The sequence below is a fragment of the Pseudoduganella lutea genome, from assembly GCF_004209755.1.
Lineage (GTDB): Bacteria > Pseudomonadota > Gammaproteobacteria > Burkholderiales > Burkholderiaceae_D > Rugamonas > Rugamonas lutea.
The window spans coordinates 6596587-6622468 of record NZ_CP035913.1; the positions used below are offsets into that span (position 1 = coordinate 6596587).

Annotated in this window: 23 protein-coding genes and 2 pseudogenes; 19 read left to right on the plus strand and 6 right to left on the minus strand. The window is 55.9% G+C overall.

Going from position 1 to position 25882, the window contains the following annotated elements:
• Nucleotides 1-70 precede the first annotated feature (70 nt).
• The 3 genes and pseudogenes from EWM63_RS27835 to EWM63_RS33185 form a co-directional block, all read left to right on the plus strand.
• The gene (locus tag EWM63_RS27835; RefSeq protein ID WP_130189425.1) at nucleotides 71-1348 is read left to right on the plus strand and encodes an aminotransferase class V-fold PLP-dependent enzyme; all 1278 of its coding nucleotides are present in this window, start codon (nucleotides 71-73) and stop codon (nucleotides 1346-1348) included.
• Entirely contained in the window at nucleotides 1345-3285 is a 1941-nt protein-coding gene (locus tag EWM63_RS27840; protein ID WP_130189426.1) for a CocE/NonD family hydrolase, read from the plus strand. Before EWM63_RS27835 ends, EWM63_RS27840 begins: the two co-directional genes overlap by 4 nt.
• Nucleotides 3286-3639: 354 nt before the next feature.
• Nucleotides 3640-4474: pseudogene (locus tag EWM63_RS33185) on the plus strand (DDE-type integrase/transposase/recombinase); the annotation flags it as partial.
• Nucleotides 4475-4634: 160 nt separating this feature from the next.
• Here the strand turns inward: EWM63_RS33185 and EWM63_RS27850 are convergent.
• Nucleotides 4635-4925, minus strand: coding sequence for a hypothetical protein (locus EWM63_RS27850; RefSeq protein ID WP_130189427.1), 291 nt, complete (start codon nucleotides 4923-4925; stop codon nucleotides 4635-4637).
• A gap of 262 nt (nucleotides 4926-5187) precedes the next feature.
• Here EWM63_RS27850 and EWM63_RS32640 point away from each other — a divergent pair, with 262 nt between their 5' ends.
• Entirely contained in the window at nucleotides 5188-6471 is a 1284-nt protein-coding gene (locus EWM63_RS32640) for an alpha/beta hydrolase (RefSeq protein ID WP_229487540.1), read from the plus strand.
• Between the two features lie 416 nt (nucleotides 6472-6887).
• Here the strand turns inward: EWM63_RS32640 and EWM63_RS27860 are convergent.
• A pseudogene (locus EWM63_RS27860) lies at nucleotides 6888-7118 on the minus strand (transposase); the annotation flags it as partial.
• Between the two features lie 187 nt (nucleotides 7119-7305).
• Here EWM63_RS27860 and EWM63_RS27865 point away from each other — a divergent pair.
• The 4 genes from EWM63_RS27865 (at nucleotide 7306) to EWM63_RS33100 (ending at nucleotide 12037) form a co-directional block, all read left to right on the plus strand.
• Entirely contained in the window at nucleotides 7306-9219 is a 1914-nt protein-coding gene (locus tag EWM63_RS27865) for a hybrid sensor histidine kinase/response regulator (RefSeq protein WP_130189429.1), read from the plus strand.
• 592 nt (nucleotides 9220-9811) lie between these two features.
• Complete coding sequence (phaP, locus tag EWM63_RS27870; RefSeq protein ID WP_229487541.1) at nucleotides 9812-10519, plus strand: TIGR01841 family phasin; 708 nt, start codon at nucleotides 9812-9814, stop codon at nucleotides 10517-10519.
• A 366-nt stretch (nucleotides 10520-10885) separates the two neighbouring features.
• On the plus strand, nucleotides 10886-11209 hold the full coding sequence (locus EWM63_RS27875; RefSeq protein WP_130189430.1) for a hypothetical protein: 324 nt from the start codon (nucleotides 10886-10888) through the stop codon (nucleotides 11207-11209).
• Nucleotides 11210-11617: 408 nt separating this feature from the next.
• On the plus strand, nucleotides 11618-12037 hold the full coding sequence (locus tag EWM63_RS33100) for an SMI1/KNR4 family protein (protein ID WP_371861258.1): 420 nt from the start codon (nucleotides 11618-11620) through the stop codon (nucleotides 12035-12037).
• 179 nt (nucleotides 12038-12216) lie between these two features.
• Here the strand turns inward: EWM63_RS33100 and EWM63_RS32645 are convergent, their stop codons facing one another.
• Nucleotides 12217-12993, minus strand: a complete 777-nt coding sequence (locus tag EWM63_RS32645; protein WP_229487543.1) for a PEP-CTERM sorting domain-containing protein — start codon at nucleotides 12991-12993, stop codon at nucleotides 12217-12219.
• A 365-nt stretch (nucleotides 12994-13358) separates the two neighbouring features.
• Between EWM63_RS32645 and EWM63_RS27895 the strand changes: the two genes are divergently transcribed.
• From EWM63_RS27895 to EWM63_RS27925, 6 genes are all read left to right on the plus strand, one after another.
• Nucleotides 13359-13544 (plus strand): hypothetical protein, encoded by a 186-nt coding sequence (locus EWM63_RS27895; protein ID WP_130189433.1) that lies wholly within the window; start codon nucleotides 13359-13361, stop codon nucleotides 13542-13544.
• A 725-nt stretch (nucleotides 13545-14269) separates the two neighbouring features.
• Nucleotides 14270-14509, plus strand: coding sequence for a hypothetical protein (locus EWM63_RS27900; RefSeq protein WP_130189434.1), 240 nt, complete (start codon nucleotides 14270-14272; stop codon nucleotides 14507-14509).
• Nucleotides 14510-14858: 349 nt separating this feature from the next.
• On the plus strand, nucleotides 14859-15146 hold the full coding sequence (locus EWM63_RS27905; RefSeq protein WP_130189435.1) for a hypothetical protein: 288 nt from the start codon (nucleotides 14859-14861) through the stop codon (nucleotides 15144-15146).
• A 713-nt stretch (nucleotides 15147-15859) separates the two neighbouring features.
• Complete coding sequence (locus EWM63_RS27915) at nucleotides 15860-16354, plus strand: hypothetical protein (protein WP_130189436.1); 495 nt, start codon at nucleotides 15860-15862, stop codon at nucleotides 16352-16354.
• Between the two features lie 298 nt (nucleotides 16355-16652).
• Nucleotides 16653-16949, plus strand: a complete 297-nt coding sequence (locus EWM63_RS33105) for a GNAT family N-acetyltransferase (protein ID WP_503826256.1) — start codon at nucleotides 16653-16655, stop codon at nucleotides 16947-16949.
• 26 nt (nucleotides 16950-16975) lie between these two features.
• Nucleotides 16976-17305 (plus strand): DUF1648 domain-containing protein, encoded by a 330-nt coding sequence (locus EWM63_RS27925; protein WP_165390964.1) that lies wholly within the window; start codon nucleotides 16976-16978, stop codon nucleotides 17303-17305.
• A gap of 241 nt (nucleotides 17306-17546) precedes the next feature.
• Here EWM63_RS27925 and EWM63_RS27930 read toward each other — a convergent pair whose 3' ends face one another.
• The 3 genes from EWM63_RS27930 to EWM63_RS27940 all read right to left on the minus strand — a co-directional run bounded on the left by EWM63_RS27930 (nucleotide 17547) and on the right by EWM63_RS27940 (nucleotide 19134).
• Nucleotides 17547-18041, minus strand: a complete 495-nt coding sequence (locus tag EWM63_RS27930) for an FxDxF family PEP-CTERM protein (protein ID WP_130189438.1) — start codon at nucleotides 18039-18041, stop codon at nucleotides 17547-17549.
• Nucleotides 18042-18299: 258 nt separating this feature from the next.
• Entirely contained in the window at nucleotides 18300-18677 is a 378-nt protein-coding gene (locus EWM63_RS27935) for a response regulator (protein WP_130189439.1), read from the minus strand.
• A gap of 256 nt (nucleotides 18678-18933) precedes the next feature.
• Nucleotides 18934-19134: a hypothetical protein gene (locus tag EWM63_RS27940; RefSeq protein ID WP_130189440.1), complete on the minus strand. Its 201-nt coding sequence runs from the start codon at nucleotides 19132-19134 to the stop codon at nucleotides 18934-18936.
• Between the two features lie 1450 nt (nucleotides 19135-20584).
• Here EWM63_RS27940 and EWM63_RS27945 point away from each other — a divergent pair.
• The 5 genes from EWM63_RS27945 to EWM63_RS27965 all read left to right on the plus strand — a co-directional run bounded on the left by EWM63_RS27945 (nucleotide 20585) and on the right by EWM63_RS27965 (nucleotide 25633).
• Complete coding sequence (locus EWM63_RS27945) at nucleotides 20585-21682, plus strand: DUF4209 domain-containing protein (RefSeq protein WP_130189441.1); 1098 nt, start codon at nucleotides 20585-20587, stop codon at nucleotides 21680-21682.
• Between the two features lies 1 nt (nucleotide 21683).
• Nucleotides 21684-23474 carry a site-specific integrase gene (locus EWM63_RS27950; RefSeq protein WP_165390965.1) on the plus strand — a complete coding sequence of 597 codons (1791 nt, stop codon included), beginning with the start codon at nucleotides 21684-21686 and terminating at the stop codon, nucleotides 23472-23474.
• Nucleotides 23475-23870: 396 nt separating this feature from the next.
• The gene (locus tag EWM63_RS27955) at nucleotides 23871-24542 is read left to right on the plus strand and encodes a tyrosine-type recombinase/integrase (protein ID WP_130189443.1); all 672 of its coding nucleotides are present in this window, start codon (nucleotides 23871-23873) and stop codon (nucleotides 24540-24542) included.
• Between the two features lie 31 nt (nucleotides 24543-24573).
• Complete coding sequence (locus EWM63_RS27960; RefSeq protein WP_130189444.1) at nucleotides 24574-24795, plus strand: hypothetical protein; 222 nt, start codon at nucleotides 24574-24576, stop codon at nucleotides 24793-24795.
• 94 nt (nucleotides 24796-24889) lie between these two features.
• Nucleotides 24890-25633, plus strand: coding sequence for a hypothetical protein (locus tag EWM63_RS27965; protein WP_229487544.1), 744 nt, complete (start codon nucleotides 24890-24892; stop codon nucleotides 25631-25633).
• The last annotated feature ends 249 nt before the right edge of the window (nucleotides 25634-25882 follow it).

Consider the following 25882-nt stretch of genomic DNA (forward strand, 5'->3'; position numbering starts at 1 on the left):
GAATGTCATCGCGCGCCTGGCGCAACACTGCATATACTTTGGCACGACATCACCGAACCAGGGAGCCTGCATGAGTATTTTCGTTCCACGCCGTCGCGCATTGCTACGCGGCGCCGCCAGCCTTGCCGCTGGCCTTGCCGCGGCCAATAGCTCCAACGCCGCCGCATACGTCACCGCTGCCCCGTCTGGTAATTGGCAACAACTGGCTGCTAGTTATGACGTAGCTAGCGAATTTATCAACCTAGAAAATGCTTACTTCGGCATCATGGCGCGCCCAGTCACGGAGGATTTCAAGCGCAATATCGACTACCTGAATCGCTACAACTCGCTGTTCCTGCGCCGCGAATTCGATCGCGAAGGCATTGAGGCGATTCGGGCTAGACTGGCGGCGCATGCCGGCGTCGCAACATCGGAGATCGCTATCACGCGCGGCGCGACCGAATCCCTGCAAAACCTCATCTGCAACTACCGGCTCGTCAAACCGGGAGAAACTGTTATGCACGGTAACCTCGACTACGACACTATGATCGATGCCATAAACGACCTGGCACGTCGTAGCAATGCGCGGGTGGCGACGGTGCAGATCCCGGAGCCGGCCACTCGCCAAGCTGTGATCGATGCCTACGAACAGGCACTGCGCCGGCACTCTCGCACTAGGCTGCTGCTGCTCACACACATCAGCCACCGCACCGGACTTGTGACGCCCGTGGCCGAGATTGTGCGCATGGCCAAGGCGCGCGGCGTAGACGTCATCGTCGACATTGCCCAATCGTGGGGACAGCTCGATTTCAGGATTCCCGACCTGGGCGCCGATTTTGTGGGTGCTAACCTGCACAAATGGATAGGCGCACCACTTGGCACGGGCTTTCTTTACATCCGCGAATCGCGCCTGCAGGATATCGCCGTCCAGGCCGGTACCACGATCTTTCCGGCCAACGACGTGCGCGCCCGCGTCAACGCGGGCACCGTCAACATGGCGGCAATCATGACGATTCCGGCCGCGCTGGCGTTCCACGGCCAGGTGTCATTGGCCGAACGCGCCACCCGGCTGCGGGACTTGCGTGACACGTGGGTGCGCCAGGTCATCGACGTGTCCGGGGTGCAGATCCTCACACCGGAGGAGCCCGGCATGACCGGCGCCGTCACCTCGTTCCGCCTGCGCGGAAAAACCACCTTCGAGGACAACGTGGCCATTGCGCGTCGCCTTGCCGACGAGTACAAGATCTTCACGGTAGCCCGCTCTGGTCCCGTTGGGGGCAGCTGCATCCGGGTGACGCCATCCTATTTCACCGGCAACGCGGATCTGGACCGCCTGGCCAGTGCCATCCGGAAGCTGGCAACCGCATGACCCGCGCGTTCCCATTGCCCCTGTTGCGCCGCGGCGGCGCGCTAGCCGCGCTGCTGGTGTGCACGGTCGCAGGAGTGGCCGCTCAGACGCCTCCGATGGCACCAGACGTGACTACAGCGCGCGTGGCCTCGCCCGATATGGCAGACCATGAACGTCGCGTCGTGATGATCCCCATGCGCGACGGCGTGCGCCTGCACACGGTGATCATTATCCCAAAGTCCGCCAGCAACGCACCGATGCTGCTCACACGCACCCCATATAACGCCGTGATCCGTACAAGGCGGAGCATCAGCCCAGCAATGCTTGCAACACTGCCGCAGGGCGATGAGACCTTCGTGGCGCAGGGTTATATCCGCGTACTGCAGGATGTGCGCGGGAAGTATGGTTCCGAAGGCGACTATGTGATGACTCGTCCGCTGGCCGGGCCGCTGAACCGTAGCGGCATCGATCATGCTACCGATGCCTGGGATACCATCGACTGGCTGGTGAAGAATGTCCCGGAAAGCAACGGGAAGGTCGGTATGCTCGGATCTTCGTACGACGGGTTTACAACACTGATGGCGATCGCGGATCCACATCCGGCCCTGCAGGTAGCGGTACCGATGAGCCCCATGGTGGATGGCTGGCGCGGCGACGACTGGTTTCACAATGGTGCGTTCCGCGTGCAGATGCTCGACTATATCGCGATCCAGACATCGATCCGCGCGCGTGGCGAGCCGCTGGCGACTGGCGTATACGATGACTACGACGGCGTACTACGGGCCGGTTCGACTGGCGCGTATGCACACCAGTTCGGCCTGGACCGCCTGAACTTCGTGAAGAAGCTGTTCGATCATCCGGCCTACGACGCGTACTGGCAGGAACAGGCGCTAGACCGCATCCTGGCCAGGCGGCCGCTGCGTGTGCCTACAATGACCGTGGTCGGCCAGTGGGATCAGGAGGACATCTACGGCGCCTACGCTGTGTATGCGGCGTTGGAAGCCCAGGACAAGGACAATCGCCTGAACTTCCTAGCTGTGGGACCATGGCGTCACAGCGGCGTCAATTTCGACGGTGCGACGCTGGGCCCGCTACGCTTCTCGGGGGAGACCGCCCTCGAGTTCAGGCGCGACGTGATGCAACCCTTCCTCGACCAGTATCTGAAAGATGGTGCACCAACGGCGGACACGCCGCCTGTCCTGGTCTACCAGACCGGCACGAACCGCTGGCAAACCCTGCAGCGCTGGCCGTTAGCGTGCGCCGCCGAATGCCCGGCACCTGCAACACCGCTGTATCTGCACGCAGGCTTCCGGCTGTCCTTCGCTCCCCCGGCGGACAGACAGCCGGCGTTCGACGAATACGTGGCGGATCCGGCCAAGCCGGTGCCGTTCATTCCGCGTCCCGTGCGCATGCACGATGCCGCAGTCTGGCGCCCCTGGCTAGTCGGCGACCAGCGCTTCGTGGCTGACCGGCCGGATGTGCTGACCTATGTCTCGGAACCCCTAGTGGCGCCACTGCAGCTGTCCGGCGCCCCGGTGGCAAATCTGTTCGCATCGACATCTGGCACGGACGCAGACTGGGTCGTAAAGGTAATCGACGTTTATCCCGACGAGGTGCCATCGCAGCCGGAGTTGGGCGGCTACCAATTGCCGCTGGCAATGGACATCTTCCGCGGGCGCTACCGCAACAGTCTGGAACATCCAGAGCCTATCACGGCAGGCAAGCCCGAGCGCTATCGGTTTGCGCTACCGAATATCAATCATGTCGTCATGCCTGGGCACCGGTTGATGGTGCAGATCCAGTCCAGCTGGTTCCCGCTGTACGATCGCAACCCGCAGCGATACGTACCCAATATCTTCCATGCCCGGGCGGCCGATTATGTAAAGGCGACACAGCGAATCTATCGGAGTACTGGACAGTACAGCACGTTGGAGCTTCCGGTAGTATCGGCGCGGTAAGAGATTATGGGCTGCAATCAAGCCATTGCGCATACTGCTTGTATCGCATCTGCTGTCGTGGCCTTAACCGATGTCCGTCAGGCCCAATCGTGATCGGCTTAGAGCCATTAGGGCGGCGATACACAGAACGGACCCGACTTGATCGGTGGCACGGCGGTTATGGCTTGGTGTTGGCGGTACAGGACGGCGTAGCCGTGGAGTACGAACAGCAACTGAGTGTCGCTGCCCTCGAAGATATTGAGATCTTAGCCGTGGAAACACACGAATAGGAGTACTCGACCTACATTCTTGGTCGGGTCTGATCTTGGGCCGGCCCGGCCTACTCACATGAACCGGCCTCCATGAAAGCCAGGGCGATTCAATGTGCAAGACCGTTCGCATCGTGCTCACAGCTGCACACGACTTTGAGCGCGGCCCAGGAATTGTCGTACTCTCACTTCGCCAGACGCTCTATTTGCCGCTCCACGACCTACTTTACATTACCCGTCAATACATCAATTCGGAGGTCTCCCGCTCGGGCAATGCACGGCCACTCAAACGCGAAGGCATGGCAAGATTGGAGGACGTGATTCCCAAAGCAGAAGGGGAAACGATCACGGTCAAGAAGACTTTTAAAGACTATGAGCTAGGCTTCCTGCACGTCGATATCAAGTACCTGCCGTAGATGCGTGACGAGACCTCGAGCCGCTATCTGTTCGTCGCCATCGACCGCGGTACGCGCTGGGTATACCTGCATATCTATGGCGATATGACCGAGCGTAGTAGTGTTGATTTCCTGCGCCGTTTGACGCTCGCGTCACCTATCAAAATCACCAAGATTTTGACCGACAACGGTTCGAAATTTACGGACCGTTTCACCACCAAAGACAAAGCGCCCAGCGGCAACCATGCGTTCGACAAAGCCTGTACCACCATGGAGATCGAGCACCGCCTGGCGCCGCCTCGCCATTCACAAACCAACGGTATGGTCGAACGATTCAATGGCGGAATCAGCGAACTAATCGCGCAGACACGCTGCGATAGCAGGGCTGATCTGGCGGCCACCTTGCTCAATTACCTTAAGCTTTACAATCACCATATTCCGCAACGCGCTATCGGCTCAACAACACCAATCCAAGCGCTCAAAAAGTTGCAGAAGCGCAAGCCCGAGCTATTCGTCAAACGCGTCTACGATCAGACGGGACTCGACATCGATATTGTTCCACCACGTCATCACCTCGTCTACGGACGCATCCGCTGCCGGAAAATCCGCACCTCCCTTCTGTATTCCATTGTCCTGCAAGCGCAGTTGCCAGCCCCTCCTAACTTTGCTGGTCGTGCTGTGATCTCGTAGGTATAGCGCAAAGCAGTCAGTGGAAAGATATCCATTCTTCACCGATTCGCTTCGCTTCGGCGTAGCTTTCGGCTAATAGGTAAGTTTCGTAGGGGCCCACAGGTAGATCTGCATTGTTCAACGCGAACCAGAAGCGCCGCTCGGCTTCGCACAGCATCGCCCACCAAATTTCAGCGGCCACTCTGTCAGCCGGTAGCACTAAAAAGTCTCTCCTGCCCACGTTTTCATCATTTTCCTGCAGGCTCAGACGCCATCCACCACCCTGTTCCCTACCGCGTTCAGTGATCACGTATGTATAACGGCTCATTCCTTAATTCGTCCACGTCGTAGTTGGACCTGTCATTCTGTTATATCGTGTTGGGCCAAGGCGCACGCTCGCGGAAAGTGAAGTACTGACAACGTTATACCCGTAAGGTTTGACATTACCGCTGACTCCGCAGCCAGGCGAAGTCAGGGTTTTTCTGTTTCAACTTATCAATCTTCCCCAGTTGTCCATGTGCCAGAGAATTGGTTAGCTGTTATGATATCTGAACATAGCGCGAATTCGCCGCGCATATTCGGAGAAACTGATGTTGCGTTCGATTCTTGCAATCATGTTAAGTGTCGTTATCGCTGGCAGCCATAGCCTAAGCCACGCCATTCCCGCCTACGCCTTTGTCGAGGTCGACGCGTTACCAGAGCAACCACTGATCCCGGATCCCTTCCTGAAGCCAGACGGTACACGCGTGCGCAGTCGCGCCGAGTGGCCAGCCCAACGCGCCTATTTGCGTGCCAAGATGGAGCATTACCTCTACGGGACCATTCCGCCTAACCCCAGTGCCAAGGAAATGCGTTACGAGCGGCTCTCAGACGAAGCGTTTTCGCCCACCGGTTCAAGCATCAAGGGGCGCAAGCAAACCTACCGCATCACGATACAGCGCGTTGGGCTGTCGTATTCCTACCGGTTCACTTTATACCGACCGGAGCCGCTTAAGCCCTACCCCACGCTCATCAATAACAAGCCCGAGTACGGCTATCCGAACCCGACCTTTAGCAAGGACGAGGGCGTGCGGCGGGGCTACGCAGTTGTTGAATTCAATCGCGATGAAGTGGCGCCAGACGATCCGAACAACGCCGACCGCAAAGCCGGCGTCTTTGCGCTATACCCGGAATACGATTTCCATACGATCGGCGCCTGGGCCTGGGCCTACCAGCCAGTAATCAATGTCTTACAACAGGAGGGCGCCACCGATATGGCCAAGATCATCGGCGCTGGCCACTCAAGGGGCGGCGCCACTGCCATGGCGGCCGCTATTTTTGACGAGCGCATCGCCTTCGTGGCGCCCTCGGCCACCGGACCGTTTTCCACCAGCGTCATGCGCCAGCGCGATCCGGCTGGTTTCCGTGGAAGGGACGATTACGCCGAGATCATGGTCAAGCAGTTCCCGCACTGGTATCACCCGCGCTTTCGTGCGTTCGCGGGGCGCGGTCTGCGCATGCCATGGGATGCCCCAACGCTGGCGGCCCTAGTCGCGCCTCGCCCTCTGCTGAGCCTGAGTTCGCTCGGCGACGGATATGACAACTACCTGGCTTTGGAGTCGGGTATTCGCGCTGACACCATGATCTACGACTGGTTCGGCGCCGGGCGATGGGTGCGCGTGCACTGGCGTGACTTCGAGAACAGCTTTGGCCAGAAAGGCCACAATCTAGGGCCAGAGGAATTCTTGGCGATCTACGATATGGCCGACGAGTACTTCTTCGGAAAGTCTCCAGGTAAAAGTAATTTCAACAGGGGGCCAGGGCGCCAAGGGTGGATGACTGATCCGATAAAGAACCCGCTCAAGCTGAACTGGAGCACGCCACCCACGCAGTAACCTGGTGCCAGTTGGGGTAAGCCAGCATGCCGTTCGATTGCACCTCAAACGGGGAATTGCTGACGTCGGCCCAACTCCTAGCAGCGACCAGCGGCCGCCGTCGGCTTTTTCACGCACCATCAAAATTGCGTCGGCGCCGCGAAAGATTACGGCGTATAGGTCAATCTTTGGCGTCGCGTAGCGGGTCTGTCTCGCGGCCTCTTGTTGGAGTACCGGCAGCGGCATCCCAATCAGGTGGTGCAGCATACGCTGGCCTAGCTGAAGTAATTCCTGGTAGCGCTCGGCGTCGTGTGGCGCCGGGCTGACGCCGAGTCCGGTCTGCGCCAGTGCCTGCACGCTCGAGAGAGCTTGGAGCGAGAAAAGAGGCCAAGGCCTACGGCGTCAGGACGATCTGGCGCCTGCAAGACTTGACAGTCCACGCGGTTGAGGTAGCTGTAGATGTAGAGCTTGAGCAGCACAGTTGGATGGTAGGACGGTCGTCCGGTCCTGGCCGGCTGCACACGCCCAAAGCCGAGTTTTCCCAAGTCGAGTTCTTCTACAAATACATCGACCACGCGAACCGGATTGTTCTCGGCCACGTAGTCGTCTAGCAGCTCAGGCAGCAACGTCCCCCGTCCTCGGTCTTCGCCTTCGATGAAGCGCTTCATTTTGCACCCCGGTTGATAAGATACTCACCCAACGTTTACCGAACTGGTTTCGTTTACGCGGCCGGCGTTTTTACACTGCCTGGGCCAGAAGCAGTCGTCCGCCTCCCCAAAATGACCGACGTATAGTTGAGACATCCCGACAACATTGTCGTAATCATCTTGGCTTGATTCATTGTTGAGAAAGCAAATGACTAATACACTCTTGGAGCTTAGCTATTCCCGTATGGTCGAGAAAGTCTCCGATTATGCGATTTTTCTGACAGATCGCTCAGGAGTGATTCAGACTTGGAATCCGGCAGCAGAAGTCATGAAAGGATTTTCTAAAGATGAAGCAATCGGCCAGCACCTGAGTATTCTGTACACGGATGAGGACAAGCGCCGCAACCACCCGAAACATAACCTAGAAGACGCGGCCAGTCAGGGAACCTTTCAGGAGTCGGCATGGCGCAAGCGCAAGGACGGTTCGCTATTCTGGGCCCTTGTCGAGCTGATTGCGATCCGCAACGACAGCGGCGAGCTCGAAGGATTCTGCAAGGTCACACGGGATCTGACCAACCTGAAGCAATTGCAAGACAACCTGGCAGCCGAAAAGGAGCGCGCCGAGTTGATACTCGGTGCCATCGCGGACGGGGTAATCTCCGTCGATGAGGCGGGTGCTGTTGAATATGTTAACCGCCAAGCCCAGTGTTTGACAGGCTGGTCGCAGGAGGACGCCAAGGGGCTTCGGATCGAACAGGTTTTCGACGCCGTGCAGCCGGATTGGCCCGGGGCGGGAGATGACGGGCCTGCTCGTACCGAAACCGGCGGCACGCCTTCGCATACGATGCTACGTCTTCGCACGCGTGAAGGCGTCCAGCACTTGATCGAAATTCGCGAGGCGGAGATTCCCGGCAGAGAAGGACAGCCAGGCGGCAGTGTTATTGTATTTCACGACGTGAGCGAAAGGCAGCGCATGGAAGGCGCGCTGCGCGACGCGGATCGCCGCAAGGACGAATTTCTGGCAATGCTTGCGCACGAGTTGCGCAACCCGCTGGCGCCAGTAAGTGCCGCTGCCGAATTGCTGGCCCTGGGCAAACTCGAGGCCGGCCCTGCGAAGAAAGCAAGCCAGGTCATCATTCGTCAGGTCAAGCACATGACCGCGCTGGTGGATGATCTGCTGGACGTATCGCGTGTGTCACGCGGGCAGATTACATTGAATATGGCCCCGCTCGACATGAAGCTGGTGGTCAATGCGGCGATCGAGCAAGTGCAGCCACTCATCGAAAGCCGCCAGCACATGCTCACGTTGAAACTCGCGCCTCTCAAGGCTTACGTGAAGGGCGATGAAAAGCGGCTGATTCAGGTCATTGCCAATCTTCTGAACAACGCGGCGAAGTACACTCCCCCGGAAGGCACCATCAGCCTCGAAATGTCGGTTGCCGATGGTAACGTATGTATCATCGTCGTAGACAACGGTATTGGCATCGACCCGGCCATACAGGAGGTCGTGTTCGAATTGTTCGAGCAGGTCCGGCTTACGTCGGATAGAGCCATAGGAGGGCTTGGCATCGGGCTGGCACTGGTACGCAGCCTGATCCACCTGCATCACGGTACAGTAACGTGCCACAGTGAAGGCCTCGGCCGGGGCAGCCGGTTCATCGCGTGCATACCGTCCCTGGCGCCAGACGAAGCGGTTCCGGAACGGCGTAGCGTCGATCGTCTTGTTGAACTGCCTGTTGCCAATCGAGATCTGTCGATTCTAGTGGTGGATGATAATGTCGATGCAGCCGAAATGCTGCAATTTTTCCTTTCGACGATGGGGCACCACGTGTCGCTTGCACACACGGCAAGCCAGGCGCTGGAAATGGCCCAGTCATCGGCACCAGATGTGTGCATTCTTGACATTGGCCTGCCCGACAGCAGCGGATATGACCTTGCTACCAACATTCGGAAGGTATCATCCGTGCAACCCGCGTTAATTGCCCTGACGGGTTTGGGAACGATGCGTGATCGGAACTTGGCCACGGAGGTAGGATTTGATCATTACTTCGTTAAGCCCGCAGATCTCGATATGCTATCTGAGGTGTTAGCAACGGTAAGTTCGCACAATGTGCGCCGTTAAACCTCTGGCTTTGATGTCGTTCAACAAAGCCGTTGGTCGGTCCGGTTTGGTTCGAATTTAGCCGTTCACTGCCCGAGCAGCCCGCATGCAACTGGCGAAATCATGTGCAGGCAGCTTATGTCAGCGCTGCAATAAAGATTAAAGAAGAACTGGGTTTGAGAAGAGCCGATGATTTTTTGATTCGTGAAGGTGTGCCTCGTAGTGTCATTGCAAGGGTTTTGCTTGCCGGAAAACCTAGTAGAACAAGGTCTGACTTAAGTCTGCTATGGGGCGAGAGCTGGCTGTAGTGGCAGTCTGTAACCTTCTCCGGCAGCCTGTTATGCTGCGGCGAACGGCCGATTTCGGCGAAAAGCGGAAGTTCGCGCGCCTTGGGGCGTGGGGCGGCAAGCCCAGCAAACGGGCTCGAAATGGACAGTAAACCACTCGCATGATATGCCTCCAGCTGGCATGCCAGTATGGCGACAAGTTAGCTCGGTGCGTTCGGGTCTTGATGCTGCATCGTAATGAAACGCCATCATTGTGTAATCGATCTACTATCAATACACACTGGATTCGCTCTGGCCCACGCCTAGGGCAATACCGCCGGTGCTAAATGCAGCAATTAACTTCTATCGGCCCTGTCAGGTGCCTGAAACAACTACCTGACGCGGTCGCCATTTACGTGACTCTCTTCTCGAAGGTATTTATGTTTCCATTTTCCCCCGAAGTGACCCCAGCAGTACGGGCCCATCTCGATGCCCAGATGGCATATCTCAACGAGATGTCCAATGCAATGTCGCGCTCTTTCCAGAGCCTGTGTGAAGCCAATATTCAGCTGACCCAATCGCTGCTGGAAGACAGTGCCATTGCATCCCAACAGTTCCTGGCTGCCGCCACGCCAGCCGAGGCACTCGCGGTTGCAACAGCGCGCGCCCAGCCAGCCAGCTCGAAACTGCAGGCATACCGCCAGCAGATCGCCCGCGTGGCAACCGACGCCCAGGTCGAGCTGGCCCGGGTGTCGTCTGAGCATGTGCCACAAACCTCGCGTACCGCGCAGTCGTTGGCGCAAGAGGTAGCGCGCGTTGCCGTCGATCAGACCCAGCGTAACGTGCGTCAGCAGGAAGAAAACCTGAAGAACTTCCGTAATCCTTTCGAAGGCATGCGCGGTGAGAGCGGCAATGCGAGCATGCAGGCCCACGCCACTATGCAAAGCGCCGGGAGTGCTGGCGCCCAGGTCGATGCGGGCAATGGAAGCAAGGCGGAGGGCAATGCCCAGGGGAGCGCAGCAGCGCCCAACGACAAATCGAACAAACATTCTTGACCGGTAGAGGTCGGCGGTAGCGACCGGCTGTCCGGCCTCCTGTTCCAGGTTGCTCAACGACCCGTCGCCGACGCACCCGCCCGCTTTGTGGCGGGTTTTTTGCGCGCTAGTGCTAGTCAATCCCTTGTATGTGCCCCCAATCCCGGATAGTCCCTATGACCCAAAGAAAACAGCCAGTGTGTCAATCGGTGGACTTTTCCGCTTTGCAATCTGTTAACCTGGCGCGACAGGCCGGTTTCGGCTAGGAGCAGTAAGTCAATTTTAGTTTTCTTGCCGTAGAGGTGTCCGTTGAGTGAGCGGAGGCCCAGACATCTTGATTTCTTGCTGTTCGTCTCTAAATGAAGAGTAAAACACAGGAGTCATAAAATGGAGATGAATGATCAACAACGGCTGAGTCAAGTCTATGACCCGGCCAGATTCCTCGATGCACTGGCTTTACATACAGGCGTCTCAGGTGACGCCGGATTAGGCAAGGCACTGCAGATTAGTAAGCATCTTCTCACTTGGATCAGACAACGTCGGTATCCCGTCAGTGCGACGCTTTTGTTGCAAATTCACGATGCGACTGGTCTGAGCGTTCGTGAGTTGCGCGATCTAGTGGGCGACCGTCGACGTGCCGTGCGGATGAGTGACCGGCGTGTGCTGAGTCCAGAGGAACGCGTTAAAGAACATACGCGGCGCCTAACTTAAATTGCGAATATGTGGGCTAGATCCAGCCGGTAATAGCCGCGCAGTTGAGTAGCAAGCTATTCTGGCTTGATTCAAATGAATCGGCCTAGGCCAAAGTTGGAACGATTCATACTGCCAACTGCCAACTGCCAACTGCCAACTGCCAACTGCCAACTGCCAGCTGCCAGCTGCCAGCTGCGCGTCCGAGAAGCTGAACTGCACAAACACCATAAAGACGCCGTTTTGTCTACTTTAGGACGACAACTGCCTGACATGACAGCTCGTGATTTTTTCGTCTTGTCAACCTGCTATCCCGCTGCGAGAGGCCGGTTTCGGCCAGGAGCGGTCCTCTGCAAACCTCCAAGATAACCGAGAGAGCCGCCGTGGCAGCAGCGTCGCTGCCGAGCTGCTTCAGAAATGCCGAACGACATGAAATTTTCTAGTCCCGACAGAAAAATTACTGAAAGCGATATCAATAGCGTCGAGGCGACAATAGGGTTGCTTTTCCCATCCGTATTGAGAAGACAGTATCTTCAATCGAACGGTGGCGTTCCAGAACCCTATGTTTACGAAGACGCGTGTATTGATACCGTTGTATGTGAATTCATACCGATCATCTCTGATCGCGGGAGGTGTACGGCTGTATCTATGTACCAGAATCTAGTACTGGATAAGGGAATTGTCTTTCTATCATATTTTCCTTTTGCAATAGACGGAGGAGGTGACTACTTCTTTGCCGATTGCTCGACCGAAATTGCAGAGGTCAGCTTTTTCTCCGGAGAACTTCGGTCATTGATCCCGCTATCTATAGGAATTTCCGAATTTTGGATGAAACTCAAACCCGAGTGAGAGGCGCTATATTGCAGCTTCAGTGGAACAAACTCTCGGAAACGGCAGAGGAATTTCTGTCTTACCAGCGTCCGCTTCGGGGCGGATGCGGTCGTACAAAGTCACGGTTCGGTGACTGCTTATAATTTTTTGCCTCGCTGCAGAACCTGACCGACTCCTCCAGAAATACGAACGACGTGTCAGCGCACCCGGCGCCGCGCCCGCATTCCGAGCACGCCCAATCCCGCCAGCAGCATCCCGTACGTCCCCGGTTCCGGCACTGCGCTTACATTCGCCGTTAGCACGAGGTCCGTCAACTGCAACGCGCTCCAAGCGGGCCATGAGTGGTAGCTGATCCAGCTGCTGCCGCCCTCGAAGTGGGTGATCTCGTACATCGTTCCCGCCGCGTACGCGAACAGCGTGCTCTGTATGTCGAGCGTGAAGTCTCCTGTCGTGTGCGTATTGGTCGCCAGAGCGAATGGCGCGCTGCCTTCGATATAGGGAACGTTCAAACGAGGCAGGGTCGTCGAGATGCCGGCGCTGGTCAGTGTCCAGGCGATCGTCGCTTCGTTGCCGGCTTCTCCACCGCGTCCGAAGCAGTTGATGCCGCATTCAAAATCGGGTGGCGTGATCTCGGAGCTGGCATTCAGGGTGCCGCTGAGCGTCAGCGACGTAATCCGGTAGCCCTCTGTCACCGTGCCGGCCAGCTGCACGCCTCCGAACACCGTGTTCTCACGCGGCGCGTCTTCGCTATAAGCCAGTACAGGAGTGTTTGCCGGATCGCCAGTCAGGGCAATGCGTACCGTGCTGCCCGTGTCCGACAGCAGGTCGATCTCCGCCGAGCCGCTGCTCGATCCGGCAATCGCCAGCGTGAAGCCGCTGGTCGTCAAGTGTTGTTCGGCATGCGCGGCTGGTAGGAAGGCGAGCGACATGGCAAATACGGTAACCAGGGCAAATCCGCGCGAAATAGGCTGCATGGCGATTTCCTTTCGTGGCTTGGGAAGGAGCGGGTGAATTGTCTGAGCATAGATAAAATTATGCTAATTGTCATGAACTAGCAGGCCGGTTGCTGCTTCCGCGCGACAAGTAGCAGTGGCTTGCACTGTGCAGTTTAGGAGGGATCAATGTCAGTGCATCTTACGAGCCGAGAGCCGTCTATTGGCGGCAGACCACAGCAGTGCTCGCGGGTGTCTGCTTTGGGGCGGGAGCTGCCTGTTGTGACAGTCTATGACTTTCCGGTGCGGCGACCTGCTATGCTGCGGCGAACGGCCGCGTTCGGCCAGGAGCGGTCATTGAAGCACTTGGCTTCCATAATAATCGAACGCTTAAAGCGAGCAATACTGTGTCTGATTTTAAACAAAAAACAGAAATCTTCGAAATGGCAAGTGGCGATATCAGTGTATGGGTCGACGGTGGAATTCACCTCAAAATCAATGCGCCGGGTACAGACCCTGTTGAACTAGGCGAGCAGGAAGCGCTGAAACTTGGTGAGCTTTTAGTGCGCTTGGCGATTGAGCAACGCGGCTAAGGGCCAGAAGCTACCTACACCTTGACTACCTTTAACTAATCAATGTCAGACTATCAAGCCTCTTGGCAAAGAACGGAACGCCTGCTAGTGTCAGCAAAGGCATTACTCCTGCCGGAAGTTGCCGCAGCCAATGAGACTGACCTGCGACAATTCGATGAGTTTTTGGATGCCAACGAACTCGGACTAGCGTTTGAATGGCTAGAGTCGATCACTTACGAAGATCAGCCAACCTGCCTTCCGCTTCTACGGCTGTTGAGGTCCGCTGCGGAAGAAATGAACATGGGTGAAAACTTGGCGGAGCTTGACAGCAGAATTAACGCGTTGGCTAAACCTCTAACCCAGTAACGAATGAACGTCCGCTTTGGGGCGGAACCGGCCAGTCGTGACAGGCGGCTTTCCGCCAGAAGCGGACTGTCGATATGGAAATTTCGCTCCGTGTATGGAGACCAGTAGGTGCCAATCGAGGCGGCTGACATAGTGTTGTGTACGGCCGCTGAAATGTCATGTACAGTCATCGCTGTTCCAAGGTCGGTTCGCCCCTCTGGATCGCTCGCGCCGGTCATGAATCACGGCGCTCTGGCGACCGAATGCATTCGAGCTTGTCGACATCAAAGATGGTTATAGCCGATCCATCTGGCCTTGTAAGGCGAGCCAACAGGGCATAGCAGCGAGGTCGACAAAACGGTGCCTGCGCCATTTCACAAGCACAATCAAGGAGCACGGTCATGATTCTGGAATTAGCATTTCATCTGCTTTTCGAGACCGTATTGTTTGGTGTCGGAAGATACGTGATCATCATCGCAACGTTCGGCAGAGTACGTCCGGTTACGCTGAAGGAAACTTGGGCCATCTGTGCGCAGAAAGGTCGTGCCATGGAAATCTATTACGAGTTCGTGGCCGTCACTCTCATTGGCATGATTACTCTGGGAGTGATCTTGACGTTGGTTATCTCCTTACATAGATGAGCCACGAGCCGTCCGGTTTTAGGGCGGGAGCGGCCGCGGGCCCGACCAACTTCATTGGTAACGCCGCCGGTCGCCGGCTGGATCGGGTACCCTCCGACCGTCGTATGGTCGTTCAGAATCAATGACCTACAGCGTCTAGTTCCGACCAATTTTATTTGCGCTAGTCAGGAATGACTAGCGCAAATAAAATTGGTCGGATCAGAATAAAGTTGGTCGGGAGAGCCCCCGCCGGGTAGACCACGCCTTTCTGGCACAGGCACGCATGCTCATGTACAGTGGGCCAGTCGGCAGAACGCTTTCGGTCAAGATGTTGGTTCAAGAAATGGCGCGACCAGGAGACGATAGACTGATGAATTTTGTTCCGCTTGGGCTAATCCGCGCCGCCATCGCCTGGCGACGTGAGCGCGGATATAGCGGCCGCGGTGGGGTCGTTCTCATCCACAACGACATTGTGGCGGGGTGGACCAGCGCACTGCGCACCCCAGAGCACTGGGCCCCTGGCACCATCGCGATCGATGAAATCGGCCATAGCTGGATCGCGACCGGTGGCGATGCGTCGGTCGGCGCCACAGTATGGATGCCTTTCGATACTCGATCGTGGCTGCGCATGAGACATGCCGGACTGAGGGGGAAATAACGTGAACTGCGCCGGCGACATCATCGCTGTGCCAGCTGAACACCGCTGCTGCGGCTGCCTAAAAAAAGCGCCTAACAAAACCTGCTGCTTCTCCTGGTGCGACAAACACGTACACTTTGGCAATGGGACCGGCCGCTTTCGGCCAGAAGCAGTCATTCGCTTTCGCGATTTTTTATGCTGGACAAGGAATTTATATGGATAAAAACTCATCGTGTGACCCCTTGGTGGAATTTTTGAAAACAGTGCCTGGAGTTAAACCAAGCATGGGGCAGGGGCGTTCGAGGATGGGACCTGGTGGGTCAAGCTTCAAGTCGATATCGGACATCCGCTTGCCTGGCAAGTTGTTCAGGAAATGGGGCACGTCTTAAATTACATTTCAATTTCTGAACCGCTGCCGACGATCTTCAAGCCGGTGTCACCTCCGCCGTATATGAACGGTGGGCCACAGCAATTCCTGTCGTGGGTCATTGAGTCGACTGAGAAAGAGTTTAGTCCAGCATTGTGCGCCGAATGGTTAAGTGGCCGGATGCCTCGACCAATTGATGACTTATCTCAATGGGCGGGTAATGATTCAGACGATGACGAATCGTAGATAGGATGCAGGCCATCACCGGCTAAATGGTGAGACAGCCTCGGTTCGCGGGCATGTCCGCTTTGGGGCGTAAGCTGCCTTTCATATCTACCATAAATATTCATCGGTCTGGAGGCTTATAATGCTCAATATTAATTTGTATCTCATTTTTGTAGCATTGGTATTGCTTAGCTCCGCCTGCAGCTCCAAAAAAGAGGAAGGGATATATGGTTTTATCGAAGATGAGTCAGTCAGAAATACCATTTTTCCACTCCATGACTTCATTGATGCGGAAGCTGAAGTAGTATGTGTACTTGACCCATATCAATCGGAGTTCTCAAAGGTTGATCTCGAAAGCGAACGTTTTAACAAATATCTCACTAATATCGCGCATGTGCCAAAGGAGAACTATTGGTCGTTAATGATTGCTTCAGAAGCAGCCATTAAAAAAGTTGATTTCTCAATAGCTCGAAAAAGATTTTTTTTGACTCAATTCGAAATTGACCGCGGGGTAGGTGAGAAATTAATGTTCCCACAAGGCTTTACCCCAAAAAAATGCGCAGTCGCTCGTAAAGCGACAATTGCAAAAGTTGAACTTAAAGAAAATATTTATTTGGTATTCGGAGAGGTAGAGTGAGTACTGATAACGTCCGCTTAGGGGCGGGAGCAGCCTGTCGTGACAGTCTGTGACCTTTCGGTTCAGCGACCTGCTGTGCTGCAGCGAACGGCCGAGATTGGCCTAACAGCCGCCATTAAACAATTTCGGGTGACATGTCATGGTGGTGCGCGATTTTACAGACCTCGATTTCCCTGCTGTGTGCAGCATTTAAATTGAGGCACGAAGCGACGAGCTCGAGTTCGAAAACATTAAGCTCGTAGTCACTCAGTTAGACGAAGATTAGACCCTTCTGACAGCGTTCGGAGAATCAACCGTACTGGTTCTTGATGATAAAGAAGTCTTGGGATTCGTAGCCCTGTACAGCAATCAGTTACGCGCCGTATTTGTTCGAAGAGATGTTCGAGGAAAGGGTATGGGGCAAGCATTGCTAGATGCTGCGCGTTCACAAACTGGTAGGGAAATGATCCTAAACGTTGCGAAGCCAAACATCAGAGCTCAACGGTTTTGCACACGCAACGGTTTTCGGGCTGTGGGAGAGGTAGCCAGGATGTACCGTAGCACGGAGATCAAATACATTCAAATGAGGTCTAGCTATGCGTCACCTGAGTGTTAATCATTAACGTGATGACGGAGAGAAAAATGAATCGAGTAGCGAACGCAATTTGCGGAGTTTTCGTAGTCATATCAAGCCTTATTGGCGTTTACGGCTATTTGCATATCCCAGCTGACCGCCCAATCGCTGTGCACTTCGATTTATCCGGCACGCCAGACGGTTTTGCACCTACTTATATGGCATTTTTGATCATACCGCTAATCGGCATCGCTACGTTGGTGATTGTTGCGTTGCAAAGCAGTTCTATTCCCGAAGGGCGTACCGTGCGCGGGGGAGCGGCCATTGTTGTAATTGTTGTTCAGGCGATTCTCTGCTTTGGGCAGTTGTTCATTCTGTTTCAAGAATTGAAAGGGTGAGGTATATAAGCGGTAAGCGAAAAAGGTCTGACTCGAGGCCAAAACTATCAAAAACGGGCCTTCACCATAAGCTCTTTTGGTACTTTGAGCTTTCTTCAGACTTGAGGAGTTCCGAACGTCCGCTTAGGGGCGGTACCGGTCCTTCGATGAACGACGTAGATCGGCCAAAACCGGCCGGCCGGAACAATGAACAAAAAAAAAGACGCCGAAGCGTCTTTCCATCTAGCTGAGTACCGCGCAATCAAGCCTTGCGACGACGAGCCAGGAAGCCCATAACGCCCAGGCCGCCCAGCAGCATCCCGTAAGTGGTTGGCTCAGGAACAGCCGAGGTTACGTCGATCGTCCCGGCGTAGCTGGCAACGTCGCCAAATGCCTTGCCAGTGATGACCAGGGTCAGTGTGCCGTTGACCGGCAGATCCGAGAAATCGATATCGGAATACTTGGCGCCGTTCGTCAGGTCAAGCTCAACGCCGTTCAACGTTGCGGAGTAGAAGTCGATATTGCTTTTCTTGTTTTGCACGTTGCGAGCGAAACCGGTTGCATCGGCGGACATGCCGCTGTAGCTGAACGTGAACGTGTCAGTAAAGTCGCCGATAGCATGGCTGGTGCCAAAATCAGCGGTCCAGTTCGCGTCCCCAGCTGCCAGAACGATCGTCGGGGAGGTATAGTTTTCGGCCATTGCGCCGCCAAATGCGGTGCTGAGGATTGCTGCCAGGGCGATGGATTGCAGTTTCATTTTATTCTCTCAAGTACTAGATGTTGTTGAGCAACTAAGGTAACTCACACCACATTAGTTGTCAATGATTTATTAAAATTTCCTTAAGAAAATAATTACTCTGCAACACCGCTAACACGTGCTGGTGCATCGAATGTGCGTACGAGCGTCCGGTATGGACAACATCTAGTGCCCACTCGGTGGTTGAAACCGATCAAGTGTGATTCTTCGTTCGCCGGCAGTTGAGTAGGAGATGGCCCATGACGCTCACGTGCTAAGCTACGACGCTGACGTGAAGTGGCGAGCTAGCTTGGCGACCAATTGTCGAGGCGACAGAGGCTTCTCTAGAAACTCAGCATTGCTCACCTGTCGCACCCAGGAGCGTTCGTCTAAGGCGGTCAACGAAGTCATGATCAGAATGAGGAACGAACTGTCCGGATACATTTTTCGAGCCAACGGACACAGCGTTCGGCCATCCATACCGTTCATGTTAATGTCCGTAATGAGCACATCAGGACAGCGCTTTGTCATCTTTGCCAAAGCATCGTGGCCATCGATCGCGGTGGCCACGTCGTATCCCTCTCGTTCGAGTGAAAGGCGGAGCACACGAACAACGTAAGGTTCGTCGTCAACTAACAGGATGTGACGCTGGATCATAGGATGACCAGCTTACACCCTTAACAAGGCAAAAGGAAATTGGCGCTATCTCTCCGTCGGGCACAGTCTCATGCAGTTGAGGCAAAGGCTGTCGCCACCAACGTCCTCAAACGGAAGAATCCCGGCGATGCGATAGTGCTGTTTTGGTAAATGCCGATGAGGCTGGAAGCTGCATTAGTTGTCGTAACTTGACAGACTACCTCGACAATAGGCTGCATTCGCTTAGTAGAGGTGCGGCGGTGTAAAGCCCAGTACATCACAGCTTTTCCATCTCATCTATCGGGCTTTCCCGACGCACGCTACGGCTTCCTAGCACACGGTTGACTACCGTCGTCGGAACGCCTACTTTAAGCATGTACTCTTTTGCCTCCTGTTCACCAAGCATCTCGTGGAACACAAGCCCAACTTCAACCCGCTGCGAAGTTAATTTGTCTTTTCTTTCCTTTGCCACCTTCATCCCAACAAGTAGTTCCTTTGAGAAATTTTACATGCAAAATTCTTATCCAAAGCATGAAATTATTTCATCATGGCAAATTAACATTTATGCCTGAGTGCAAGTGTCAGGGCCTGCGAGCGGCAGGTTGCGTTGGGTCCTGCAATCGTCCAGCCTGAAGCCGGCCGGGGTCGCCCGGCGTGGTAGTCGCATAGCGCAGGACAACTACGTGGCCGCCGGCGTCGTGCCGCTTCCATAGGTTGGCCTCGTCCGCCAGCGCGAATGGGGCCTGCGACGACAATCCGACCGCGAGGCCGATGATCAGTGAACGTAACAGGGTAGATATGCTGGGCAATGATCTAGTTTCCACTTGTGCGAACGGCAGCTTTGGGGCAAGCGGTCGCACGCAGGCGGGCAGTAATTGCTAGGCCGCATACCACGGTAGCAGCGCAGTTGTTTGGGGCTTCGTAGGCGGGTGGCTTTTTCAGGTCTGACGCGAGGACTTCACGGGCAAAAAAATAGCCGGCTCTGGGCCGGCTAAATCTAGTTCTTTGGAGGAGCTAGAGGAGACATATGCATCCTCTCACTCAATAGATTGCAAAGCCAATTTATTCTAGCGATACCGTTTATCATCAAAACAGATATCCCGTCACATGCTTGTCATTAGGATATCGCGACCAGTATGAGCCCTGCTGGACCGGATTGCCGCAAGAATGATCGAGCCTCGTTCTGCGGGTTGCGCCATACCTGGCCGTGGCCAGCACCCTGGGCTGCGGTCAGCTGATCACCAACCTCTTGCACACGCTGCATATTTCCGCTGCCGCCGCTGATGGGAGGTCGTCCATAGATTCATGCTTTGACGGCACTCGATTACCGCATTTCGTCTGTAGGGGAAATCCTTCGAGCGCGGCAACGCCGGCCTGTGCCATTGCGGCGCCTGAGGCCGCGCGGGAGGCACTGCTAAGCATGTGGAACTTCGTGTGGTGGCGCGGGCTAGTCATCCAAAGTACATACATTTCATTTTTTGGATGGGTGGAGGATCTCCCTATTATATGATCCGGTGATCTTACCTGCTGTTGCGGCAGGATTGTGCCCGCGCCGTATCACGCGACAGACGCTCTCGAGATTTGCGCTCGCGGTACTCAAAGGGTGCCCGTTGCAATGCATGCTCCTGATGTGCTTGCGTAACGCACGCTCGCGAACCGACGTTCGACCACAATACTTACCTTCTCGCTCATTTCGTGATGTCATCTCAAAGGATATTTTCGATCGCCTCATAGAATTATCCGTACAGAACTCCTCAGCCGCCGCACCCTACCGCTGGGAAACGCTCAGCAATCGAGCGCCTGCCCTCATCGTTGGACGCGAGATAGCAACTGCCTTGCATGATAACTCCAATTATCACTCAAGGGTTTTTGATGGTTTTCGGCGTGGAACGCGCGTAGGATAGATGTTTTTCCTATTGAGGATCCGCATGACCGATCAAGACCCCCCGCCTGCGGAAGAAGAGAAAGCTGCGCAACAGGTTGCGCTTCTCGCTCTGGCTGCCCAGACAGTAGCTCTGCAGGTGCCGCCAGAACATTCTCAGACGCAGCAGTACTGGATGACCAGAGCGATGGAAGCCTACCGGCGCGTGCCCGATCGCTACCAGCAGATCCTGGGCATTGGCCTGGCGATCGAAGCGCTGCACCTGCAGCAGGAGCAGGACCTCGAGACAACACTCGCCGACGAAACCCTTAGCAGGTCGCTACTGAAGCTCACCTGCATGGCGCGGGACGCTGTCGATCACGTCAAGGATCGTGAGCCAGTGGATGCGCTCGGTGCCCTGTGCGGACTCGATGGTCCGCCCAATGCCAGTGTGCTAAGGGAGCACGTCAGGACGCAGCTACAGGTAGCGAAATCCTTGCAAGCCGGTGCAGGTAAAGGGGAGGGTGATGAGGATAATGACCTGTTCGCCGAATCCGTCTCGGACGCCCGGCTGGCGATGATGTCGCGTGAACTTTGTCGCGACTATGCAGGCCTGTTAGGTGCCGGTGCGATCGCACCGGCGCTCGAGCAGCTTCAGCAAGAGCATGACATCAGTGCGGACACCCTGATCGCGCTTGCGGCTGCTTCGCCCATGGTGCCAGCCGATCGCGCCCGAATGGTGGGCCAGGCATTGCACGCCGGTCTCAGGGGCGAGTTGGTGCAGGCTTTGTACATACTGGTCCCGCAGTTTGACCACATGATCCGCGAAGCGTTGCGTACCGCCTCTGGGGAGATGCGGCAGACATCCTCGATGGCGTCGGTGCCGATTGAGGATCCACGCGTTAATAAACTTCTGGGCGAAGGCCTGACGCTTGCGTTCCAGGGCGTCCTGTGTGACGGCGGTGGCGCGGGTCTGCGGCACGTCGTGCTCGAGGGCCGGGCCGATGAAGAAATCTGCGAGTCGCCGCAGGCCTTGTATGCCTGGTGGCTGATCCTGCAGCTGGTCCTGGAGACGGGGGCGATCGCGCGTGTCAATCAGTCTGATGCAGTGACTGCGGTGTCAGTGAATGCCGCCGCGGCCGGAGGAGACGGAGGGCACGACTGACATGGCGCAAAACACCCACGTTCTGCTCCCAGATGAGACGTTTACGCGCGCTGACTACACAGCGCTGCGTGCGTACTGCCTGAAGCTGCCGATTGAGCGCATTGCGAGTCTGTACTACGGTGAGGACAGCCCCCAGGTGGAAGAAGGACTGGAGCGGTTTTTGATTCGCATGCGTGACCTCCTAGTCGAGCGGGCGATTGAAAACCAGCCCGCTTTCGCGACGGCGCTGACGCATGCCCGCAAGACCGGCAACATCAGCGCCAAGGCCCTTGATATCCTGATCCAGGCCGCGGACCTGAAGGCGCCGGTACCAAGCCGTGAAGACGCGATCGGTAAATGGCTTAGACCGCGTACCGTGCGATCGCTACGTGGCGACGGCATCGACACGCTGGGCGCCTTCGCTGACTTCGTTAACGAGCGTGGCGAAGCGTGGTGGCGAGGTATTCCACGCCTCGGTGCGAAGCGCGCAGTGATTCTGATGACCTGGTTGCGGCAGCATAAGACGCTGGGTGACATCAACCCGGCGCCGCGGCGTGTCGCGCAGATGCCGGCATATGAGCTGCTCGATCCTGAGCGCACCAGCACGCTCAAGCCTTTGGGGACGTTTTGTCTGCCGGTGAACCTGGATGGTCAGTTTGGTGTGAACCGGTCGTCCACGTTCTGCTTCATCACGGCGATGGACGATCTCGCGGCCATCGACTGTTACCTGGCGCGGTTTGAGCATCAGCCGCATACGCTGCGCGCCTACCGCAAGGAGCTGGAGCGGCTCGTGCTATGGAGCGTGCACGTGGCGAAAAAGCCTGTGTCGTCGCTGCTGGTTGACGACTGTGAATCGTATAAACGATTTATACAGGCGCCGAATAGGGCGTTCTGTGGACGGACCGCGCAGCGGGGCAGTGCACTGTGGCGGCCCTTTGCCGAGAAGCCAATGACGGCCTCGTCGCAGCGCTACGCAGTGCAGGTGCTGCGTGCGGCCTTTAACTACCTGGTGAAGGTCCGCTACCTGGCCGGCAACCCATGGGAGGCTGTGCGGGATCCGCAGGTCATACAGCTGATCAACCCGATTAAAGTTGAGCGGGCACTGCCGCCAGAGAGCTGGGAGACGCTGGTAGAAACACTGCGGCGCCGCGGTGAGGTGCAGGACAACCGGCAGGACCGTATCGCTCTGGCGGCGCTTCTCCTGATGGGCGATTCAGGCCTTCGGCGTAGTGAGGTTGTGCGCGTGCTACGCGCTGACCTCCGTCCAAGCGAACACGTTCATGGCGTATGGATGATGACGACCTTGGGTAAGCGGAACAAGCAGCGGCTGGTACCGGTCAGTCCTCGGACAATTGTCGCGTTGCGCAAGCACTGGGCGGATCACGGACTGGATCTGTATGACCCGGCAGAACAGGAACGGCCGCTGTTGGTGCCGCTGACTGTACCACCGACCGGAGCGGCGCTCGCGCGTCACCAGCATCGTGAGGATACTGCTGTGCAGGGATACTCCGTCAATGCAGTCTATGCGCTCGTCAAGACAGCATTAAGCCGCGTAAAAGAGGAGCTCTTGGCTCTGAGCGCAGAGATGCCAGACGAGATGACGGTCGAGCAGATTGAAACGATGGCTGCCGCCAGTCCGCATGCGTTCCGGCACACGTTCGGGACCGTCGCCGTCGAGCAGGGTATGTCTCAGGCAGTTGTGCAGGACGTAATGGGGCATGCAGACTCGTCGACCACTAAGCTTTACAGCAAAAGTAGGGCGAAGCACATTGCCGAGGAAGCGGCTCGCTTTTACGCGCAGGACAACAAGTAGGCAACCCATCAGGCAGTCAACCCCCGGTCTGGCTAACATTAATTGCCCTCTACGAAAGCCAGGTCGATTCAGCTAGTGCGCAAACGCATAGTTCAACAGTTCCCCACAGATGCCTGTTACACGGGCATTCCGTAAAGCGCTTTTTAAAACAGGTACTTGCGTCCATCGCCTGCAAACAATTCACATGCTTGTACACAGAAACAGGGGACAACTAGCAGGTAGCCAGCAATCGAAGCTTGACCCCGAGGACGTTAAACCGTCGAGCTATTAGAACTTTGAGCGTTGCGCCAGCGGCTTTTCCGAGGACCACAGGAAACATGCGGTGGTACACTCGAAAAAGAGCCTCGACGGTTCTCACTCTGAATAACACCAATTCCTATCTTGTTCAGAGGTCGCATGGCACAAGCCACCGTTCTAAAGCCGGGCCAGTACCGGCATCTTCTGCGCGTCACACGCGCCACCAGTCGCACGCCTGAGCGTGACGCACTTGTCCTTCTGCTCGCTATCCATACGGGCATGCGAATATCCGAGATCGCCCAGGTCGAGGTTGGCGACTTCCTATTCCCGTCAGGCGCGATTCGCCAAGAGGTTAGTTTGCGGGCGGCCGTGACGAAAGGATGCAGGCAGCGCTGCATCTACCCGACAAACCGGGAGCTGATCGAGGCGCTCAATGACTACCTGACTCTGCGGCTAGAAAAGCGCTGGCGGATGAGCGACGATTCCAAGAAATATCGCGGTCTGCGTTCGGATAGCAAGCTGGTCCTTACGTTTAAGGGGTACGGATTTTCGATGAACGTCAAACGACGTGTCAGTTACGCGGGTGAGCAGGTTGATTACGCAGCCTGCGACGCGCTGCAATCGCACGTTAGCAAGCTATATCGGGACGCTGACATCAAAGGCGGCAGCAGTCATTCCGGGCGCCGCACGATGGCGTCTCGGCTGCTGGAACAGGGGCATGGTATCGAGACGCTCCAGCTGATGCTGGGACATGCCGAGCTTGAGTGCGTCGATCCGTATCTTGAGGTCTCAAAAGAAAGGCTTCGACAAGCCTTCGCTGATGTTTTATGATGGTACACACTGTGTATAACTATATGAAATTATGAAAGACCTCTCGCAACAGGAGCTATTGCATACATTAAAGGACGCAATGGGTTCCACATGGAATGGCGTCTCAGAGCGTACGGGCATTGCTCCCCGCACCATCAAAAGCTATTTACTTCCCGACGATTCTAAGGGGCGGCGTGGTATGGATAAATTTGTTCGCGAAGCTGTCGAAAAGGCACTAGCACAGGAGCAAAAGAAAATCAAAAAGAGCGCTTGACATGGTACACATTGTGTACCATTATGATGTTCATGGGTGGTGCATATCGCGGGCTAAGGTAGAGGAACATGCACATACGTATCAACATTAGATAGTGAAATGGGCAGAAACTGTGCAGAAAGAATTTTTCCCTCGCGCCTTACGCGCTGGCTGGCCAGCAGAATTCCCTGACGTTGTAATCAATGCATCGGAGACCTCCGTTAAACAGCATCCAGCGTATGCAGCAGCAAAGTCAGGCGACGTAGAGGCAGCTATGCAACTGGTCATGAGTACGATCAGCGACGATGCGATAGAAACGCTAATCGACATCGGAAGCCCATGGGAACCTGTCCTGATCAGCGTGCATGCAGAAGAGCGTGTAGGTGTGAACGCTATTCCTGAGGTCATGGCAGACCTTCTGGGCCATATGTTGGGATGGGCTGTTGAACGCGACGTTGTCCAGGCAAACGTCGTCAATCATACTGGAGCGAGCGGATTCTCGCGGTTGGCGAAGCAGGCTTTCTTCGAAGGCTCAGTTAAGCCGGAGGTGTACGTGATCGTCGACGATTTTATCGGGCAAGGAGGCACGATAGCCAACCTCCGTGGCCACATTCATCAACAAGGCGGGCGCGTGCTTTGTGCAACAACGTTGACTGGCAAAGATCACTCAGCGCTTTTGCATCAAACCTCAGAGCAGCTTCTCGAACTAAGGAACAAACATGGTCAAATCGAAAATTGGTGGAAAGAGCGTTTCGGCTTCGGATTTGAGTGTCTTACGGCCTCCGAAAGCCGTTACCTCATCAACACTCCAACAAGCGAAAGAATCCGCAATCGCATCGAAGAATCTAATGCGGAGTAGTCGTGAGGTGTCCGGACAATATGTGGTTCGGGGGAGCGCACAGTGCCCATGGGTACCGTCCGAGTATTGTCGCGGGAAGAAGTCGATTCCTTGCGAGAGACAAAGCGTCAAGTTGCATCACGAGTCTCAAGTGAATTTACGAGCCGAAAGCGGTAGTAGCGGTGTCTGTGCGCCCCAACGCCGGCCGCGTGTCAGAGCTGACGCTACGGCAATTCTGTGCGAGAAGGGCAGTCATTAGGCAGCGCCTTG

Excerpts from the sequence above, each read along its gene's own strand:
- EWM63_RS27835 (WP_130189425.1), top strand. The coding sequence starts at position 71 with ATGAGTATTTTCGTTCCACGCCGTCGCGCATTGCTACGCGGCGCCGCC.
- EWM63_RS27840 (WP_130189426.1), top strand. The coding sequence starts at position 1,345 with ATGACCCGCGCGTTCCCATTGCCCCTGTTGCGCCGCGGCGGCGCGCTA.
- EWM63_RS27850 (WP_130189427.1), bottom strand. The coding sequence starts at position 4,925 with ATGAGCCGTTATACATACGTGATCACTGAACGCGGTAGGGAACAGGGT.
- EWM63_RS32640 (WP_229487540.1), top strand. The coding sequence starts at position 5,188 with ATGTTGCGTTCGATTCTTGCAATCATGTTAAGTGTCGTTATCGCTGGC.
- EWM63_RS27865 (WP_130189429.1), top strand. The coding sequence starts at position 7,306 with ATGACTAATACACTCTTGGAGCTTAGCTATTCCCGTATGGTCGAGAAA.
- phaP (WP_229487541.1), top strand. The coding sequence starts at position 9,812 with ATGCAGCAATTAACTTCTATCGGCCCTGTCAGGTGCCTGAAACAACTA.
- EWM63_RS27875 (WP_130189430.1), top strand. The coding sequence starts at position 10,886 with ATGGAGATGAATGATCAACAACGGCTGAGTCAAGTCTATGACCCGGCC.
- EWM63_RS33100 (WP_371861258.1), top strand. The coding sequence starts at position 11,618 with ATGAAATTTTCTAGTCCCGACAGAAAAATTACTGAAAGCGATATCAAT.
- EWM63_RS32645 (WP_229487543.1), bottom strand. The coding sequence starts at position 12,993 with ATGCAGCCTATTTCGCGCGGATTTGCCCTGGTTACCGTATTTGCCATG.
- EWM63_RS27900 (WP_130189434.1), top strand. The coding sequence starts at position 14,270 with ATGATTCTGGAATTAGCATTTCATCTGCTTTTCGAGACCGTATTGTTT.
- EWM63_RS27905 (WP_130189435.1), top strand. The coding sequence starts at position 14,859 with ATGAATTTTGTTCCGCTTGGGCTAATCCGCGCCGCCATCGCCTGGCGA.
- EWM63_RS27915 (WP_130189436.1), top strand. The coding sequence starts at position 15,860 with ATGCTCAATATTAATTTGTATCTCATTTTTGTAGCATTGGTATTGCTT.
- EWM63_RS27925 (WP_165390964.1), top strand. The coding sequence starts at position 16,976 with ATGAATCGAGTAGCGAACGCAATTTGCGGAGTTTTCGTAGTCATATCA.
- EWM63_RS27930 (WP_130189438.1), bottom strand. The coding sequence starts at position 18,041 with ATGAAACTGCAATCCATCGCCCTGGCAGCAATCCTCAGCACCGCATTT.
- EWM63_RS27935 (WP_130189439.1), bottom strand. The coding sequence starts at position 18,677 with ATGATCCAGCGTCACATCCTGTTAGTTGACGACGAACCTTACGTTGTT.
- EWM63_RS27940 (WP_130189440.1), bottom strand. The coding sequence starts at position 19,134 with ATGAAGGTGGCAAAGGAAAGAAAAGACAAATTAACTTCGCAGCGGGTT.
- EWM63_RS27945 (WP_130189441.1), top strand. The coding sequence starts at position 20,585 with ATGACCGATCAAGACCCCCCGCCTGCGGAAGAAGAGAAAGCTGCGCAA.
- EWM63_RS27950 (WP_165390965.1), top strand. The coding sequence starts at position 21,684 with ATGGCGCAAAACACCCACGTTCTGCTCCCAGATGAGACGTTTACGCGC.
- EWM63_RS27955 (WP_130189443.1), top strand. The coding sequence starts at position 23,871 with ATGGCACAAGCCACCGTTCTAAAGCCGGGCCAGTACCGGCATCTTCTG.
- EWM63_RS27960 (WP_130189444.1), top strand. The coding sequence starts at position 24,574 with ATGAAAGACCTCTCGCAACAGGAGCTATTGCATACATTAAAGGACGCA.